Source organism: Desulfolithobacter dissulfuricans (assembly GCF_025998535.1).
In the GTDB taxonomy this organism is placed as follows: domain Bacteria; phylum Desulfobacterota; class Desulfobulbia; order Desulfobulbales; family Desulfobulbaceae; genus Desulfolithobacter; species Desulfolithobacter dissulfuricans.
In genome coordinates, this window is the sequence record NZ_AP024233.1 from 762,165 (window position 1) to 778,543 (window position 16,379).

At 53.5% G+C, this 16,379-nt stretch carries 15 protein-coding genes and 1 pseudogene; 8 read left to right on the top strand and 8 right to left on the bottom strand.

Annotated features, from left to right (window positions below; translation table 11 throughout):
* Positions 1-112: 112 nt before the first annotated feature.
* The 3 genes from GF1_RS03225 to GF1_RS03235 all read left to right on the top strand — a co-directional run bounded on the left by GF1_RS03225 (position 113) and on the right by GF1_RS03235 (position 2,190).
* Positions 113-886, top strand: coding sequence for a DUF2202 domain-containing protein (locus tag GF1_RS03225; protein ID WP_267928178.1), 774 nt, complete (start codon positions 113-115; stop codon positions 884-886).
* A gap of 219 nt (positions 887-1,105) precedes the next feature.
* The gene (locus GF1_RS03230) at positions 1,106-1,447 is read left to right on the top strand and encodes a DUF1104 domain-containing protein (protein ID WP_267928179.1); all 342 of its coding nucleotides are present in this window, start codon (positions 1,106-1,108) and stop codon (positions 1,445-1,447) included.
* A 278-nt stretch (positions 1,448-1,725) separates the two neighbouring features.
* The gene (locus tag GF1_RS03235) at positions 1,726-2,190 is read left to right on the top strand and encodes an RT0821/Lpp0805 family surface protein (RefSeq protein ID WP_267928180.1); all 465 of its coding nucleotides are present in this window, start codon (positions 1,726-1,728) and stop codon (positions 2,188-2,190) included.
* A 329-nt stretch (positions 2,191-2,519) separates the two neighbouring features.
* On the opposite strand, the gene GF1_RS03240 is transcribed toward GF1_RS03235, so the two are convergent.
* The 8 genes from GF1_RS03240 to GF1_RS03275 form a co-directional block, all read right to left on the bottom strand.
* Positions 2,520-3,014: a hypothetical protein gene (locus GF1_RS03240; protein ID WP_267928181.1), complete on the bottom strand. Its 495-nt coding sequence runs from the start codon at positions 3,012-3,014 to the stop codon at positions 2,520-2,522.
* Between the two features lie 86 nt (positions 3,015-3,100).
* Entirely contained in the window at positions 3,101-3,748 is a 648-nt protein-coding gene (locus tag GF1_RS03245) for a TorD/DmsD family molecular chaperone (protein WP_267928182.1), read from the bottom strand.
* A gap of 92 nt (positions 3,749-3,840) precedes the next feature.
* Positions 3,841-6,372, bottom strand: coding sequence for a molybdopterin-containing oxidoreductase family protein (locus GF1_RS03250; protein ID WP_267928183.1), 2,532 nt, complete (start codon positions 6,370-6,372; stop codon positions 3,841-3,843).
* Between the two features lie 44 nt (positions 6,373-6,416).
* Positions 6,417-7,283: a 4Fe-4S dicluster domain-containing protein gene (locus GF1_RS03255; RefSeq protein WP_267928184.1), complete on the bottom strand. Its 867-nt coding sequence runs from the start codon at positions 7,281-7,283 to the stop codon at positions 6,417-6,419.
* A gap of 126 nt (positions 7,284-7,409) precedes the next feature.
* Positions 7,410-8,819 (bottom strand): NapC/NirT family cytochrome c, encoded by a 1,410-nt coding sequence (locus GF1_RS03260; protein WP_267928185.1) that lies wholly within the window; start codon positions 8,817-8,819, stop codon positions 7,410-7,412.
* Positions 8,820-8,974: 155 nt separating this feature from the next.
* Positions 8,975-10,360, bottom strand: coding sequence for a sigma-54-dependent transcriptional regulator (locus GF1_RS03265; RefSeq protein WP_267928186.1), 1,386 nt, complete (start codon positions 10,358-10,360; stop codon positions 8,975-8,977).
* Positions 10,338-11,777 (bottom strand): sensor histidine kinase, encoded by a 1,440-nt coding sequence (locus tag GF1_RS03270; RefSeq protein WP_267928187.1) that lies wholly within the window; start codon positions 11,775-11,777, stop codon positions 10,338-10,340. Before GF1_RS03270 ends, GF1_RS03265 begins: the two co-directional genes overlap by 23 nt.
* Before the next feature lie 21 nt (positions 11,778-11,798).
* Positions 11,799-12,668, bottom strand: coding sequence for a substrate-binding domain-containing protein (locus tag GF1_RS03275; RefSeq protein WP_267928188.1), 870 nt, complete (start codon positions 12,666-12,668; stop codon positions 11,799-11,801).
* Positions 12,669-12,823: 155 nt separating this feature from the next.
* On the opposite strand from GF1_RS03275, the gene GF1_RS03280 reads away from it, so the two are divergent.
* From GF1_RS03280 to GF1_RS03300, 5 genes and pseudogenes are all read left to right on the top strand, one after another.
* Complete coding sequence (locus GF1_RS03280; protein WP_267928189.1) at positions 12,824-13,174, top strand: ArsR/SmtB family transcription factor; 351 nt, start codon at positions 12,824-12,826, stop codon at positions 13,172-13,174.
* Between the two features lie 11 nt (positions 13,175-13,185).
* On the top strand, positions 13,186-14,283 hold the full coding sequence (locus GF1_RS03285) for a permease (protein ID WP_267928190.1): 1,098 nt from the start codon (positions 13,186-13,188) through the stop codon (positions 14,281-14,283).
* 114 nt (positions 14,284-14,397) lie between these two features.
* A pseudogene (locus GF1_RS03290) lies at positions 14,398-14,627 on the top strand (thioredoxin family protein).
* 117 nt (positions 14,628-14,744) lie between these two features.
* Positions 14,745-15,071, top strand: coding sequence for an ArsR/SmtB family transcription factor (locus GF1_RS03295; RefSeq protein ID WP_267928191.1), 327 nt, complete (start codon positions 14,745-14,747; stop codon positions 15,069-15,071).
* Positions 15,068-16,357, top strand: coding sequence for a TolC family protein (locus GF1_RS03300; RefSeq protein ID WP_267928192.1), 1,290 nt, complete (start codon positions 15,068-15,070; stop codon positions 16,355-16,357). Before GF1_RS03295 ends, GF1_RS03300 begins: the two co-directional genes overlap by 4 nt.
* Positions 16,358-16,379 lie beyond the last annotated feature (22 nt).

A 16,379-nucleotide genomic window follows, 5' to 3' on the forward strand; every position in this document is an offset into this window, starting at 1 on the left:
TTTTCTTATCTGTTTGATATTATGTTTTTTTATGGCAAGGGTGCTATCTGGCACGGTTGTTGGAATAAGCAGGCAAAGAAAAAATATCCATTTTCAACTGGAGGAACATAGCATGAAAACAAAAACAACATTCTTTTCCGCGGCCGCGTTCGCGCTTTCCCTTGGACTCATGGGCCTTCCCGTCAAATCAGATGCCCGTGGCCCCGGAAACCCGGCCGCTCCCTGCGCTGTCCGGAACGTCCAGGGTGGGGGCATGGCCACCATCATTGCCAATCTGCCCCAGGAGGAGCTGAGCAGCGAAGAAGCTGCCGGTCTGAGCAAAATGCGGGAAGAGGAAAAGCTGGCCCGTGATGTGTACAGGGTACTTTCAGACCAGTGGAACCTGCCTATCTTCAATAATATTGCCCAGAGCGAACAGCGCCATATGGACATGGTGAAAATACTGCTCGACAGGTATGAGCTCGCCGATCCGGTAACCGATTCCTCGGTGGGCGTGTTCACCGACCCGCAGCTCCAGGAGCTCTACGATGCGCTGGTGGCTAGGGGCAAGGTCTCCCTGGTGGAGGCCCTCCAGGTCGGTGCCACCATCGAGGATCTTGATATCAAGGATCTGCAGGATTTGCTGGCCCGGACAGACAACCAGGATATCAGAACCGTTTATCAGAACCTCTGCAAGGGGTCGCGCAATCACCTGCGCGCTTTTATCTCTCAGCTCTCGTTGAACAACAGTTCGTATGAAGCCCAATATCTGACCCCGGAAGAAGTGGAGGCCATCAGTACCTCGCCCATGGAGCGGGGCATGGTCAACGCTGACGGTGTTCAGGTCTTCGGACCTGGAGCGGGTCGGGGTATGGGTCGGATAATGCAGCAGAATATAACGAAATAACAAGACAGTATGTCAAACTGAAATCTGATTACCATCAATCTTTGCCATTGAAACCGGTGTCGACCTCACCCGTTTCACGGGACGCCATAAACCCGTCCCTGGGGGCTTGACTGTGGCCATCCAGGCCACAGACACCCGTGAAACAAGTGAGGCCGACACCTTCAGGCATCGGTGGCTGAATTTCAGTGGTAATCACAAACTGAAATGGAGGTGTGAATCATGGTAGACAATATCAGGAAATCAATACTGGTTGGGCTGGGGATTATCATGTTGAGTGGTCCTGCCTGGGCAGTGACCGATTACAGCAGCATGTCAACCGATGAACTGGCCGGCCTGCAAGGCACCATGCGCCAGACCACGGTGGAGGAGCGTAACGCCTTCCGGGACGAGTGGCGCAGCCGCCTGCAGCAGATGAGTCCCGAGGAACGGCAGCAGTATACCTCCGGAACCCGGGGACGGAACCGGGCCGGTATGGGGGCTGAAAACATGGGAAGCGGATATGGGACCGGGGATGGTTCCGGCCGCCAGCGTGGCCGGCAACGGGGCGGCGGACGCTGGTAACAGGGATGGCTGTTGTGAGCGGCGGGTAACCTCGACGGTCACAGCAATCATGTGCACAGCAGCAGGTACATCGTTGCTGTTTCCCTTCTGCCGGGGCTGTCAGGTGACTGGCAGCCCCTTTGTGTCCTTTTTCAAGGACTTCTGAAACGCGGTGCCCCTGGTGCCCCTATATATAATGTGGATAGCCAGATAGCAGAAACTCAAGGATGATGGACCCGTAAAAAGTCCATCACTCTTTGAAGATGGCTAAGTTGAAAGAAATGAAGGAGACAGTTTCCATGAAAAACGCGAAAATTTCGGCTTCAATACTGATTATGCTGTTGCTTACCTCCTGTACCAACATGCAGGTGGAAGACGGCAAGCATGGTCAGGTGGGCTCCATAACCGGGGCCATCGGCGGGGCCCTTGTCGGCCAGGCCATTGGCCGCAGTACCGAGGCAACTCTGATCGGCGCGGCCGTGGGAACCATGCTTGGCTACATGATCGGCAATGAAATGGATAAGTATGACCGGGCCCGGCTCAACCGGGCCTTGGAATACACGCCCTCGGGAGAGCCGGCTGCCTGGACCAATCCGGATACCGGGAACAGCTACGAGGTGATCCCCAAACCGGCCTGGAAGGATCCGGAAGAGGAAAAGGTCTGCCGGGAGGCGGAAATCATCGCCACCATCGACGGTCGGACCGAACGGACCTACACCACGGCCTGCCGTGATGCTTCGGGACGCTGGGTACTGCAGAACTGATCAGGTCAAGTTGACTGACCATCACTGCCGGGCAGTGAAAGATGCTTGTGGCTGTTAATGGCCATTAACACCAGCTCGGTTATCCGGAAATCACCACGGTTATTGTGTAACCCCATAGTGATTTTCATTGGTCGAAGTCTTCGCTGTCTGTTGTGGCTGGGCCGTGCTGAATCCAGGAGTCTCCTTTCGGTCAATTACCTGGTCCTGCCATGTTGGTTAAGTTAATAAACCTCGGTGTTGACGGACAGCTGTTAGTGCGTCAGTAGACAGGAAACCGTGATGTTGTTTCCTTATTGGGAGCAGCGGACCCCGCTGCTTACGGAAGACTATCAGAATTCTATGTAGTCGTAGTCGACAATCTCCTCCGGGTCTCCCTCAGAATGTTTACGATAATAGACCATCTTGTCGAAGGTCGGCTTGTAAATAATGACGATGGAGTTTTCTTTGTCGACAAATCCTTCCTTTTGCCCGGGAGGATAGTATCGAAAGAGAACCAGGACGTTGGTATATTCATGAATTTCCACTTCAGCGACCCCGGCCAGACTTTTGGAGGTTGTTTTGCGGACCGCTTTTCTTGATCCAAGACCACTGACCATTTTCCCGATATAGTCTTCATTGATCAGGTGGTCGATGGACTTGTCACCATAATATCGTGTAACCGAGGCAAGCTGGTTTTCAAAGAGCTTGAATTCGACACGGTCCACATACTCTTCCGGGTGGAGCAGGCGGAAACGGGTGACGTGGAATGCATCTTCGTCGACAAATTCAACCCCTGGAAACCGCTGCTCAATAACAGGAAACGGGCTGTTCCATGGAATACCCATGTACCCACCCGTTTCCTGTCCATACGCCACAAAACCGTTTCCAAGGATAAGGAGGAAAAGAAAGAGGCAAACAACAGGGTAACGGTTCATACTGGGGCGCATTCTTCTGTTGATTCGGTAATGATTCTGTTTTCCTGCTCAAGCAGGAGTTGGAGCAATACAGCCATTTCCCGGTAAAAGGGAAGTGTTGCCCTCTCTGCCACTTTTGTTAGAAATTCAGGGGCCCACGCCAGGAGGTGTTCCGTGAAAAACCTTTTTTTTATCTTCATCAGGTTGTCGGCAAGTTCCATTTCGCCATCATCGACGGCCTGGGCATATCGCTCCTCGAGTTTCTGGATAAATTCAAGCTCGACAGCGATGTGATCAGGCATGCCGCCAAACTCCGGCTTATAACTGAGCCCGGTGGCCTCGATGAATTTCTTGACCGCCACTGTATCCGCTCCCCAGAGGGTGCCGTAATCACCGTCATCCCGGACATGATGCACGGATTCATGGGGAGATATGAAATGACCGGGACCCAGGAACAGCCCGGCAAATTCCACCGCAAGCTGGTCCACTATTTCTGCGGCATCGCCGCTGTAAAAATCCTCGCCAAGATCTATTTTCAGCTCTGTGAAAAGTTCGCGAAAGTCTGCACTGCGCAGTTGAGCCAGCAGTTCAGGACTGACCTCGGTGGCAAAGATATTTGCCAGCAGACCATATAGTCCGGCAATTCCACTGTTAGAGTTCCGCACGATACATTTCCCCTCTAAAAGATTTATAGTCAGTCGTCATGGACCTGACCGGGAAGATACAGCACCTTCCCGGTCAGATTCTCATGTCAGGCTCAGGCCTTGCTTACAGTGACGACCGTATCCATCCAGCGCATCTGGCCGCTGATAGGATCCGGTTCGTTGGCAATCGCCCAGTTGGGGTGGACACCATAGGTGTTCCACCATTTCAGTTTGAGATCCGGATCGTTGTCGGTTCCGAAAGGGGATTTCCTCCCTGATGCGTAGCGGCCTGATTCCATTCTCCCGAGGTGGTACGAGATGGCTATTGCACCGGGTACGATCATCTCGTTGACATAGGCCTTGATGGAAATTTCGCCAATAGGAGACGAGAGTTTGATCTTGTCGCCGTTTTTGATCCCCAGCGAGGCCGCAGTCTTCGAGTTGATCCAGGCCGGATTGTCATGGAACATCTCGGTCAGCCATTTACAGTGGGTGGAGCGGGAGTGGATCTGGACCGGTACCTTGTAGGTGGTCAGTACCAGCTGATTACTGGCCATTTCCTTATGCTCGGGAATCCCCTTCCATGCCGGCAGAGGATCAAAGCCCTTATCTTTGAGAATGGCTGAATAGAGTTCGAAATAACCGGTCTTGTTGATCTTGTCGGGCTTGAATCCTTTGTAGACCTTGTTGCCGATCTTCTGGCCCACATATCCCTTATAGGCATAATGTGTGCCGGAATACCCCTTGGATTTTGCTTCGGCCTCGTTCTTGGCCTTGGACTTCTTCCAGTTCCAGTAAACGCCGGTGGCTTCGTCAAATATGATACCGTCCTTTTGCAGATCAGCATCCTTGACGATTTTCTTGTGAGTGTCAAAGGCCGGTTTTTCGTCGGGATTATGATAAACACCATGTTTCTTCATGTACTCGAAGGCCCCTCCTGGTAATCCTTTCAGGGCCGGCGTCATTTCACAGGAGAGCCGGACAAACTCCTCCATGCTGTTGAAGCCGAGCGGCATCCCCATTCTGTTGGCCAGATCACAGAGCACGTCGCTGAAGTTTCTACTTTCACCCAGAGGCTCCACTACGGGCTGGCGCAGCTCATATTCGGCGACCTGTGTCGGTGACGCATTGCCATCCCAGTCCCAGCGTTCAAGATAGCTGGTATCGGGCAGAATCAGATCAGCCAGGCGGCTGGACTCGTCATAAACAATGTTTGAGGTGACGGTAAAGGGCATCAGCTTCTCATCGGAGAGAATGTCGATGTTTTCCTGGCATTCACCATTTACATAGACTGGATTGTAGCAGTACCAGAAATATATTTCAGGCCGTCCATGTGAACCGTCCTTGATCATCTTGAGCACCGACTGGCACTCTCCATGGGTCGGCAGTGCAGATTTCGATCCACTGGTAATCTTCAGTTTTTTGGCTTTCGGTTTCACCTTGGGCCCTTTGGGGTATTTCCAGTGGGGTGCGACCGCTTTGCAACGACCTCCGCGATTGTTGATGTTGCCGGTGATCATCCCCAGCATCTGGGCCGCACGCTCGCCGTCGGTTCCATTGTAATGAGCGACAAGGCCGCGATAACTGATCACAACAGCGGCCTTGGCCCTGGCGAATTCCCGGGCGTATTTCTTGATGTTGGCCGCCGGAACACCGCTTATTTTTTCCGCCCACTCGGGAGTGTACTGTTGCAGATGCTGTTTCAGGGCCGCAATTTTTTCATCGGTAGACGCGTTGACGTCCTCGGTGGCCCTGATAAAGGTGAACGCGTCGCGGTCGTAAAGGTTTTCCTGCATGATCACGTTGTTCATGGCCAGGAGAACCGCCAGGTCGGTCCCCGGACGAACCGGTTCCCATTTCGTCGATTTTGACGCGGTATAGGATAATCTCACGTCAAAGGTGATCACCGGGACATTCCGCTCCACCTTGGCCTTGATCAAACGCTGGGCCGTCGGAATATGATTGGTATGGGCCTCGAGAACACTGGAGCCGAAATTCAACACATAGTCGGTGTTGTCGAAGTCCCAGTTGTCATAATGCTTGCCCCAGGTCAGTTCCTGAGCTGTCCATTTTCCGCCCTCGCAGATCGATGTGTGACCGGAAATGGTTTTGGAACCATAGGTGCCCATGAACACGGTCTTCGGCAGTTTGGAGGAACTGCCTTTGGCCCGGCCGTAGTGGTACATGAACTTTTCCGGATGTCCCTCGTCCCGCAATTTTTTCATACGGGCAGCGAGATCGGTCAGTGCCTCGTCCCAGGAGATACGTTTGTATTTACCATCCCCCCGCTTGCCGGCACGTTTCAGGGGATAGAGAATCCTGTCCGGGAAATAGACCTGGTTGATTCCAGCCTGTCCCTTGGAGCATATCTTTCCCATACTGCGGATAGAGTTGGGCTGGCCTTCGATCTTGACCACCCGGCCATCTTCAACAAAGGCAATCTTGGGATCTCTGGTCACGCAGTTATAACAGATTGTCGGAACCGCTTTTCGTTCCTTGCCGGTTTCCGGGTTGAAGTCCCGCCCACCGTTGGCCAGCTTGATCGAGCCGGCCAGAGCATTGCCAGTCATTGCCTTGCCGGCGCCCATCAGTACACTGCTGGCCGCGGCCAGTTTCAACACGTTGCGGCGGCTGAGTTTTTTCATTATTCAATTCCTCCTGTATCCAAACAGATTAGTGGTCTCGCTTGTTATTCAACGATGTCGCGGTACTCTGCGAGCTTGTCTTTCTCGTCAAAAGAGTAGTCAGCCAGCACACCGTCCGGATCGATGTAAAAAATGTTGGGCATGGTCTTGGCTTCAGGCTTCATGGTCGTCTTGTCCCGGTTCTCAAGCAGCTTGAACTCCCTGGCAAGCCTGGCGACCTCGCTGTCGGGATCGTTGAGGTCTCCAAAGATTCTGGCCCCTGCGGCGCAGGTATTGACACAGGCCGGCGTCACGCCTTCGTCCAGGCGGTGGACGCAGGAAGTGCACTTGACAATGGCGTGCTTGCTTTTGTCTTTCCCGGCCGCCTTGCGCTTGTTGAAGGTTCTGGCGCCATAGGGACAGGCGTCGATGCACTTGCCGCATCCCGTGCAGGAGTCGTTGTCGAGCAGGATCAGCCCGTCCGGACGCTTGTAGGTGGCCCCGCCACGATAGCGGATTTTTTTTCCTTCCGGAGTGATGAAAACCCGCCGGTCCTTGGGGTACTCGGGACAGACCTTGACGCAGGGCGGCACGGTCATCTTGCCGACCTTTTCCGTCCCTTCGCAGTGGTTGCAGCGTCGGGGAATCGTTGTCCGCCTTGTGTCAGGGTATTTTCCGGTGACAACCTGTTTGACCACGGTCTTGAACGCGCCCAGCGGCACATCGTACTCTGCCTTGCAGGCCACTGTACAGGCCCGGCAGCCCATACAGCGCCGAAGATCCATGATCATCACCCAGTGGGGAGCCTTTGCCCGGGCAGCCCCGGCTTCTTTGGGCTGCAATAGACTTGTCGACATCAATCCGGCTGCGACCACGGCAGCTCCGGAAACGCGAAGCATTTCCCTGCGATCATCTGTTCTGTTGGTGCTCATGACCTCCTCCTCTTTTCGTTTTTCTGGTTAGGCGCGGATCAGGGCGCCCGGGCCAACCCGGTTCTCCTGAAACCACTGTTTCAGGATACACATGTGTTTTCACTGCTCCTGGAGCGGCAGTTACCGTCACTGTCGGTTCTCCTCTGTTGCATTTTGTTCTTCAGCCAGGGGTTCCAGTTCATCCAGCACTGCGTATATGCTGTTCATCGCCTCGTCGATGAGCATGATGGCATATTTTTTGTTGTGGACCCCATTGCCATAGACAACTATGTCCAGGGCCTGCTGTCCTTTGGCGATCTGCTCCTTGAAGGCCGCAACCCGTTCGGGATCGAGCCTGTCTTTGAATTCGTCCAGCAGGGCAAGGGCCCGGTCGTGATTCTCCTTGGCAAAGGCGACCTCGCCCTGAACTTCTTTTTCCCAGTCGGCGAGCAGTTTTTCATGATCCTTTGTATGACAGTCCACGCATGCCCTGGCTGCCCCGCGAAGAACAGGTTCGCCTTTCAGTACCTCTTGTTTCTGATGGCAGCCCAAACAGTTGGTCTTGACGTTATACATGAGGTTCGGTGTCGCCGGCACTTCACCATAGGGATTGCCGACAAGGAGGGCCTTCTGGTAGCTGTGATGGTCCGGGTGACAGCTGGCGCAGTTCAGCCGGGCCGCCTCGATGAAATCACTTTCCTTGTGGACGATCGGCTGGTGGCAGTCAGCGCACTGGGCCTTCTGCTTAGCCACGTGTTCGCTGTGCATCAGCTTCATGTCATTCTTCTTGGCCAGTACCGCTGTATCACTGTGGCATTCTTTGCAGGCCCTGGGCATGAGGGCTGTCTCGCCGCGTATCATCTGGTAATGACAGCTCTGACAGGCAACACCGGCCTTCTCAAGGCTCTGATGGGTAATAATCTTTTCATCCTTGTCCGGCTGGGCATTCTTTTTCTGCGACTGCAGAGGCGTTGTCGGGATCTCATGACAGAGATTGCACGCCCCCCGTCCCTTGTTGAAGTCACTCTTCCTGAAGTGGCAGATATAGCACTGTTCCTTGGGCACCTCGAAATGCTTCTCGTCGCCAGCCTTGATATGGCAGGTCGTGCAGTGCATTTCCTGTCCCGGGATGGTTTTGTCGAAATGGGTTTTGTGGGTGAAGCTGACCTTTTTCTTTTCGCCGTACTTCAGCTTCTTGTCCATGAACTGGTCTGCAGGGTGGCACTTTGAAGTTGTACAGGAGATGTCAGCGATGTGGGTGGCTTTGCGGACCTCTTTTTCATCACTTGAGAGATAGGTGAACAACTGGCCCAATCCCTTGAATTTGGCGTGGAGGGTCATCTTTTCGCCCGGTGCGTAGTGGCAATCCACGCAGCGGACCTCGACCTTGCCGGATTTGCCATGTTTTGACGCCTGCCAGGTCTTGTAGGGTTTGTCCATTATATGGCATTTGGTCCCGCAGAACTGCGGTTTTGCCGTGTACGATTCAACCGAGAGAACCCCGGCGGCAGCCAGAAAAACAATCAGAACAATTGTCAGTACAATTCCTTTCTTCATTCAGGCAGTCTCCTTGTTGGGAAAAATAGCTTTATTCCCACTCTAATGCATAAAGAGTGCCAGTGGAAATCTGCCTGAAATTACATGAAAAATTTTAGAAAAAGCGACGGGAGGGGCGGGAATGCTTATGGAGTATACAGGGGCTTGTCTATTTTTTAAGCAGAGGCAAGTTTTTTGCGCAGGGTCATCCGATTGATGCCAAGCAGATTGGCAGCCTTGACCTGGTTGCCATCACAGAGGTCGAGAGCTTTTTTGATCAGCATCTGTTCCACTTCAGAGATCAGATGTCGATAGGGGCGTGATTCGTTACCCTTGATAAGCAGATCGATCTGCTTGCCGACAACATATTCAAAATCATTTTTGTCAGGTTCTAGCTGTTGGGGAAGGATGCAGTCTTCAGCGGAGATGATTTTGGACTTTGCCAGGACAATAGCCCGGCGAATGGTATTTTCGAGCTCTCGGATATTGCCGGGCCAGTGGTAACTGGCAAGTTTTTTCAAGGCCTCGTCACTGATTCCTTCCACTGGGGGAGACACCTGGCAACCGTAACGGGCAAGAAAGTAAAGAATCAGGTCCGGAAGATCGGATATCCGCTGCCGCAGGGGTGGAATGGAAATAGTCAGCACGTTGATCCTGTGCAGCAGATCGGCGCGAAAACGGCCATCTGTAGCCATTTGCTCAAGATTTCTGTTGGTGGCGGCGATCAGGCGTACATCGGTCTGCAGTTGTTTGTTGCTGCCCAGCCGTTCAAAGGTGCCGTCCTGGAGAACCCGGAGGACTTTAGCCTGGGCCGCAAGGGGCAGCTCACCTATTTCATCCAGAAACAGGGTCCCGGAGGTACACTGCTCAAAACGGCCGATGCGCTGTTTAACTGCCCCGGTAAAAGCACCGGTCTCATATCCGAACAACTCGCTTTCAACCAGTTCATCCGGCAGAGAGGCACAGTTGACGATCATAAAGGGGGCCTCGTTCCGGGTACTGTGCTGATAGATGGCCCTGGCGGTCAACTCCTTGCCGACCCCGGTTTCGCCGGTGATGAGGACGGGCAGGTCAGAACCGGCCACTTGGCCGATTTTTTTGCACATGTTCAATATTTCGGGACTGGAGCCGACGATACACTCTTTGTCGTCTGTGGTGGCATCCCAGTTGTCACCGCAGCCACAGTGCAGTTTGGCCTGCATTTTACTGGCATTCAAGGCCTTGGCAATGATGCTGCGCAATTCATCATTGTCAAAGGGCTTGGCTACATAATCAAAGGCGCCGTCCTTCATGGCCTGCATGGCGGAGGCAGAGTCGGCAAAGGCCGTGACCATGATAACCGGCAGGTGGGGGTGTGATTTTTTGATGCTTTTAAGGGCGGTCAGACCGTCCATGCCCGGCATGCGGATATCCATCAGGACGACGGCCGGTTCTTCTTCTGCCACAGCCCGTATGGCCTGCTCGCCGTTTTCCGCGCTTCTGATGCTGTACTCGTCGCCAAAGGTCCGTTCGAAAGCGTAACGGACCGATTTCTCATCGTCAACTATAAGGAGTGTCGTCATAGGGCAGGACCAGGATAAATGAAGTTCCGTTATTCTTGCTGGAAACGATATCAAGGCGTCCGCCATGCTGCTGAGCAATATTCCATGCCACTGACAGCCCCATGCCGGTACCGTTTTCCTTGGTGGTAAAAAAAGGATCGAAAATGTACTTTAGATGTTCCTCACTGATGCCGCAGCCAGTGTCGGTTATCGTGCAGCGAAGCTCTCTGCCGTCGACAGCGGTAGTAATGGTCAGTTTTCCTCCTTCGTCCATGGCCTGCAGGGCGTTAAGTATGCCATTCATCAGGATCTGTCTGATCCCCGAGGCATCGATCTGCACCGGTGCGATATCCTTTGCCAGCTTCTTGACGATAACAACTCCTGATTTTTCAATTTTTGGTCGGGTGATGGCCAGTACATCTTCAACCAGACTGTTTATATCCGTCCGGGTGACTGCAATGTCCGACTGACGGGCTGAACGGAGAAAGCGGGTGACCGTATGATCAATCCGCTCCAATTCATCAATAATAACCTCCAGGTCTTCTCCTTCCAGGGCTTCTTCCTGTTCCCCGGCACGCTGGATCAGCATCTTGATCGAAGTCAGCGGATTTTTAATTTCATGGGCCAGGCCAGTGGAAAATTCACCCAGGGCATAGAGCTTTTCGGTTCGGACCAGGTTTTCCTGGGCTGCGGTGATTTCATCCACCAACTCTTTTAGCCGGCGGGACATGGTGTTGAACGTGAGGCTCAACTCCCGGATTTCCCCCACACCGGTCTCGCGTATTTCCATGCCGAGATTTCCCTCACCCACTTTGTGGGCTGCCTGGTTGAGAAGCAGGACGGGATAGAGCAGGGCACGGGCCATCCATAAACCAGCCAGAGAACCGAGAACGGCGATTACAGCGGTTACTGCCCAGACCTTGCGCCTGGAGGCGGAAATCGTTCTGATCAGCGGCTCTACGGAAACACCAAGACGGAGATAGCCGACAACACCTATCTTGCTGGAAGAAATCGGGACCACCAGGTCCATGGGGACAAGGTCGTTGCTCTGTTCCACGTCCCGCAAAAATTTGGGCAGCTCTCCGGCATATTCGGCTAAAACGACAGGTTTTCGTGGCACAGGTATCTTTTCCCTGGCCAGTATTTTTTCGCCCTGTTCATTATACAACTCACCGTAGACCAGAAAGGCATCTCGTGCGGCCAGGTAGGAGGTGATCAGTTCATGGAGAGTGTAATTTTCTTCGTAGAGCAGGGGTTCTAGGACCTGACGGGTCATGATTTCTCCAAGCTGCAGGGCCCGGACCCGCAGATCCCGCTGGAGAATGCGTTTTTCATCGCGCAGGACAAGGGTTGCCACGGTAACTGCCGTGACCAGAACGACGATGACGATGGCCAGCGACAGCCGGATGGCTATCCGGTCGTGAAATCTGATTGCCATGGGCTATCTCATATTAAAAAACTATTCATGAACCTGTTTGCGCAGCAGGATGGCGGACCGGTACAGTTCAGGATCAGGAAGGACAAAACCATCCATGCCCAGACTGTGCAGAACTTTCTGGCCTTCCGGGTCATGATCCATGGAGAGCAGCACCTTGAGGAGTTTTCGCTTGAGTTTAACGGATAATCCTGGCGGGACGACCACCGGTGGCATACCGAATTCCTCGGATCTCTCGATAATTTTCAAACGGCCGGCAAAGGAGTCCGGTTGTTTGCGCAGGGCATCAAAGATAAGACTGTCCACGGCCGCTCCATCTGCCACCCCGGTGGCCACTGCCTCAATGGATTTATCATGGCTTTCTGTATAAAATGTTTTCTGAAAAAATTCAGTGGTGGTCAGACCCATCTGATTAATTCTGGCTGTGGGATAGATATATCCGGTCAGGGAAAGCGGATCGGTAAAGGCAAAAACCGAGTCCTTCAGATCTGCCAGTGAACGGGCCAGGCTTTCCGCCCGGGTGATAATATAAGACCGGTAGCGCGTCTTGCCGTTCATGACGGGCACCGCCAGAAGTTCAAGGCCAAAGGCTTTTCTTCCGGAGAGGTAGCCACCGGTACAAGTAAAGGCCATCTGTACCTTTTCCCTGGCCAGCAGTTCGTTGATCTCTTCATAGGTGCGGCGCTGTTTGAGCAAGGTCGGTGTCCCCAGTTTCTCGGCCAGGTAGTCCTGAAATTCGGAAAAATGGACCAGGGTCTGTGCCGGAGAGGCCATTGCCGAGACAGCGAAGTAAAAGGTCTCCCCGGTGTTGCCGGATCCGGCCGGGGAGATTGCCGGCAGGCCGAAAACAAGAAAAAAACCGATGAGAAAAGAAAGATATTTTTCAAAGCCCATATTTCCTCCGTTATGAGTCAGCTCTCATGCGTATCTTTTTATTATAGTGAGAAAGTAGAAAATAGAAAAGAGGCCAAAAAAATAGTTGACAATCGCATGTCAGGTTTTACTATATATTGCTATATAGCGATATGTAAATATTAAAAACAGTTCCCATGAAAGCATTTATTCGTGTCATGAAGGCGTTGTCCGATCCCAACAGAGTTCGGGTGCTCAAGATTCTTCAACAGGGTGAACTCTGTGTCTGCGAGATTCAGCAGGTGCTCGGGCTGGCCCAGTCGACGGTGTCCAAACATTTGAAAATACTGGAAGATGCTGGGATGGTGGATAGAACGCGCCAGGGCGCTTGGATAATCTACAGCCTGGCCGATGGCAGCGAGTCGGAATACGCTGCTGCGATGCTCGCCAGGCTCCGCAACTGGCTGGATGACGATGAAGAACTGCAGTTGATGCGCAGCAGGCTGCCGCAGGCAGCGGCATTGCGAGAGTGTGCAGAAAAAAACTGAGAGGATTGATCATGGAACCCATTCAACCCGTCGGCTGCGACTGCGCCCGGGCAGAAAACGGTCAGAAAGCTGAAAGCGAAAAGAACAATATGAATATGGGCAAGGCCACCATATTTGGCCTGCTCGGCCTTGCTGTCTGGTATGTCGTCTATAGACAGCTGGAACCCTTCTCCTACTTCTTTGCCTACTCGCTGCTCGGTCTTGAAAAGGGCAGCCACCTTGGTGAGGCGGTCCAGTTTTTCACCTATGATACCCCAAAGGTCATGATGCTGCTGACCCTGATTGTTTTTGTGATCGGCATGCTCCGCTCCTTTTTCACCCAGGAGCGTACCCGCAGATACCTGGCTGGTAAGCGGGAGACCGCCGGCAATGTGATGGCCGCTCTACTCGGGATTGTCACCCCGTTCTGTTCCTGTTCGGCCGTGCCGCTTTTTCTGGGTTTTGTTCAGGCCGGTGTGCCGCTTGGAGTCACCTTTTCCTTTCTCATCGCCGCACCCATGGTCAACGAGATTGCCCTGGTTCTGCTCTACGGTCTTCTCGGCTGGAAAGTCGCCGCCCTGTACATGACAACCGGCCTGCTGATAGCCATGGTTGCCGGCTGGATAATCGGTCGTCTCAAGCTTGAGCACTGGATCGAGGACTGGGTGCAGGAGATGCGGGCTGCCGAGGCTGTGGTCATAGAAGAAAAACTGACCTGGAGCGACCGGGTGCAGCGGGGCCGGGAAGCGGTGCGCGACATTGTCGGCAAGGTCTGGATCTATGTGGTGGCTGGTATAGCCGTTGGTGCCGCCATACATGGCTATGTGCCCGAGGATTTTATGGCGCGGATCATGGGCAAGGATGCCTGGTGGTCGGTCCCGGCCGCAGTGGTGGTCGGTATTCCTATGTATTCCAATGCCGCCGGAATAGTGCCCATTGTCGAAGCTCTGCTGGGCAAGGGTGCCGCCCTGGGCACGGTACTGGCTTTCATGATGAGTGTCATTGCCCTGTCGCTGCCCGAGATGGTCATCCTGCGCAAGGTTCTGAAACCACGTCTGATCGCTGTTTTTGTCGGGGTTGTCGGTGGCGGCATTCTCTTCACCGGCTATCTGTTTAACCTGATAATCTGAGCTGGCGGTGGAAGAGGAAAATCTGGAAGGTTGGAGTTCTTCAAGATAACAGATTAAAAACAATAAATTTTCCGTCACGGATTCAGGAACAGGCTCAAAGTAATGGAGGAAATTATGGAGATCAAGGTATGCGGACCTGGCTGCGCGTCCTGCCAGAAGGCCCAGGAAGTTGTTGAAGCTGCTGTTGCCGCCAAAGGCGTCGATGCGACGGTTACCAAGGTGACTGACTTTCAGGAAATCGCCAAGATGGGTATCTTCTCGACTCCGGCGGTGGTTGTTAACGGCGAGGTCAAATGCGTGGGCCGCCCCCGAAGCAGGCCGAAGTGGAGGAGTGGATCAGTTGAGAAGGGATGTCTCTTTCGTTGCCGTAACAGTCCCCCATTTCATGGCGGACTGTGTCCATTCTTTATATATCAAGTTATCTTTATATATCAATAAATCACTACAATGTTGCCCCTGCCATGGACAATTACCTTCGCCTCGTCAGTGCGCTCAATGATCCGACCAGAATCATGATTCTCAAGTTCCTCCAGTATTATGGCAGGAGTTGTGTCTGCGAACTGCAGCACTCGTTTGACATGGGACAGCCCCGGCTTTCCCGGCACCTGAAAATTTTAAAGGATGCCGGTCTGCTTGCGGCCCGGCGCGTGGGAACCAAGGTCTTCTATTCCATTGCTCCCGTGACCGCCCAGGGTGAACAGCTCCTGCAGACCCTTGAACTGGTGGAAGTTCGGTTGCCACGGAAGATAAACCATCGGGAAATCAGACAGCAAAAGGAGGCCGCATGAAGATTTTCAGCGGTTGTATCGCCCTTGTTCTTGCCCTTGCCATGAACTGGACCCGGGCCGGGGCCGTGACCATGGCCGATCTCTTTGCAGCCTTGAAGGAGCATCCGGTCACCGAACTGGACGCTCTGCAGACAAGGTCCAGTGAACTGAACCGGCAGGCCGTCCACGACCGGTTCTATCCGCAAATTAACGGAGTGCTCTCCTATGAGGAGTATAATTCGCCCACCAACTGGCGACCGGTACTTCCCACCGAATCGGCGCAACTGCTGGCCCGCGATGAGCCTTTGCCGTTCAGTGAGACCATAAGCCGGGCAGGGGTGACACTTTCTTTTCCCGTCTTTGTCAAGGAATTGTTCTCATTGGGGAAACAGGCAGAGATGCTGGCCAGAAGCGCCAGGGCCAAAAAACGTCTCAAACTGCTCGAGAATCAGGCCATGCTGCTCAGCGCCGATGCCCGTCTGCTGCATCTGGCCTCGCTGGAAAAATCCCTCGAGGCCCGTAAGGCCTCGCTGGAAAAGACCAGGCAGGACGTTATCCTCCAGGTAGACAACGGCAGAATTCCCGAGACGGAAAGAATACGCATGGACGAGGCTATCAACCAGATAAAGCTGAGCTTCAACGAAACCATCGTTCAGGAACTTGTCTTGAAGAAAACAATTGAATCGCTCACATCCATCCATCTTGACGAACCGGTCCCTCTGCAGCTCAATGGCGGCATCCGTGAAGGAGAGCTGTTTGCCCTCGAGCCGGTCAGGGAAGCGGTGAAGGCAAAAGAACTGGGCGTGCAGGTGGCAAGGGACAAGCTGTATCCCCGTATCGTCGGCACGGCCCGCTGGTTCCACAACTATGGCGAAGGGTACAATACCGGCGAGGATGTCGATGATGAATACGGCAGTTTTGCCCTGACCCTGCAGATACCGCTGTTCAACAAGCCGGCCTACACGGAGGTTGAAAAGGCAAAGATAGCGATGCGACGGGAAAAGGCACAGCTGGCCAGGACAGCGGTGGAGCTGGAGGCAAAGGCCAGAAGCCTGCATGGAACTCTATCTCTTCTGGAAAGTTCCAGGAAACTTGCCGCCAAGAGTGTAGATCATGAACGGCGGCTCCTTGAAGTGGCAAAAATTGCCTATGCCAGCCGGCGGATGAGCCAGGAGGAGTATCTGCGTTACGAAGAAAAGATCCTGTCAGCCGAAGCGAAGTATTATCTCGTCGAGGCCCGATGGTGGGAGGTGTTCGGTAGCCTGGCGGTACTCTACGGGAACAGCCTTGAGCACCTTGTAAAATAAAGAGAAATTTCTGGACCCGAAT

What these genes read in the sequence shown, in the direction of transcription:
- GF1_RS03225 (WP_267928178.1), top strand. Translation starts at nt 113, where the DNA reads ATGAAAACAAAAACAACATTCTTTTCCGCGGCCGCGTTCGCGCTTTCC.
- GF1_RS03230 (WP_267928179.1), top strand. Translation starts at nt 1,106, where the DNA reads ATGGTAGACAATATCAGGAAATCAATACTGGTTGGGCTGGGGATTATC.
- GF1_RS03235 (WP_267928180.1), top strand. Translation starts at nt 1,726, where the DNA reads ATGAAAAACGCGAAAATTTCGGCTTCAATACTGATTATGCTGTTGCTT.
- GF1_RS03240 (WP_267928181.1), bottom strand. Translation starts at nt 3,014, where the DNA reads ATGGGTATTCCATGGAACAGCCCGTTTCCTGTTATTGAGCAGCGGTTT.
- GF1_RS03250 (WP_267928183.1), bottom strand. Translation starts at nt 6,372, where the DNA reads ATGAAAAAACTCAGCCGCCGCAACGTGTTGAAACTGGCCGCGGCCAGC.
- GF1_RS03255 (WP_267928184.1), bottom strand. Translation starts at nt 7,283, where the DNA reads ATGAGCACCAACAGAACAGATGATCGCAGGGAAATGCTTCGCGTTTCC.
- GF1_RS03260 (WP_267928185.1), bottom strand. Translation starts at nt 8,819, where the DNA reads ATGAAGAAAGGAATTGTACTGACAATTGTTCTGATTGTTTTTCTGGCT.
- GF1_RS03265 (WP_267928186.1), bottom strand. Translation starts at nt 10,360, where the DNA reads ATGACGACACTCCTTATAGTTGACGATGAGAAATCGGTCCGTTACGCT.
- GF1_RS03270 (WP_267928187.1), bottom strand. Translation starts at nt 11,777, where the DNA reads ATGGCAATCAGATTTCACGACCGGATAGCCATCCGGCTGTCGCTGGCC.
- GF1_RS03275 (WP_267928188.1), bottom strand. Translation starts at nt 12,668, where the DNA reads ATGGGCTTTGAAAAATATCTTTCTTTTCTCATCGGTTTTTTTCTTGTT.
- GF1_RS03280 (WP_267928189.1), top strand. Translation starts at nt 12,824, where the DNA reads ATGAAAGCATTTATTCGTGTCATGAAGGCGTTGTCCGATCCCAACAGA.
- GF1_RS03285 (WP_267928190.1), top strand. Translation starts at nt 13,186, where the DNA reads ATGGAACCCATTCAACCCGTCGGCTGCGACTGCGCCCGGGCAGAAAAC.
- GF1_RS03295 (WP_267928191.1), top strand. Translation starts at nt 14,745, where the DNA reads ATGGACAATTACCTTCGCCTCGTCAGTGCGCTCAATGATCCGACCAGA.
- GF1_RS03300 (WP_267928192.1), top strand. Translation starts at nt 15,068, where the DNA reads ATGAAGATTTTCAGCGGTTGTATCGCCCTTGTTCTTGCCCTTGCCATG.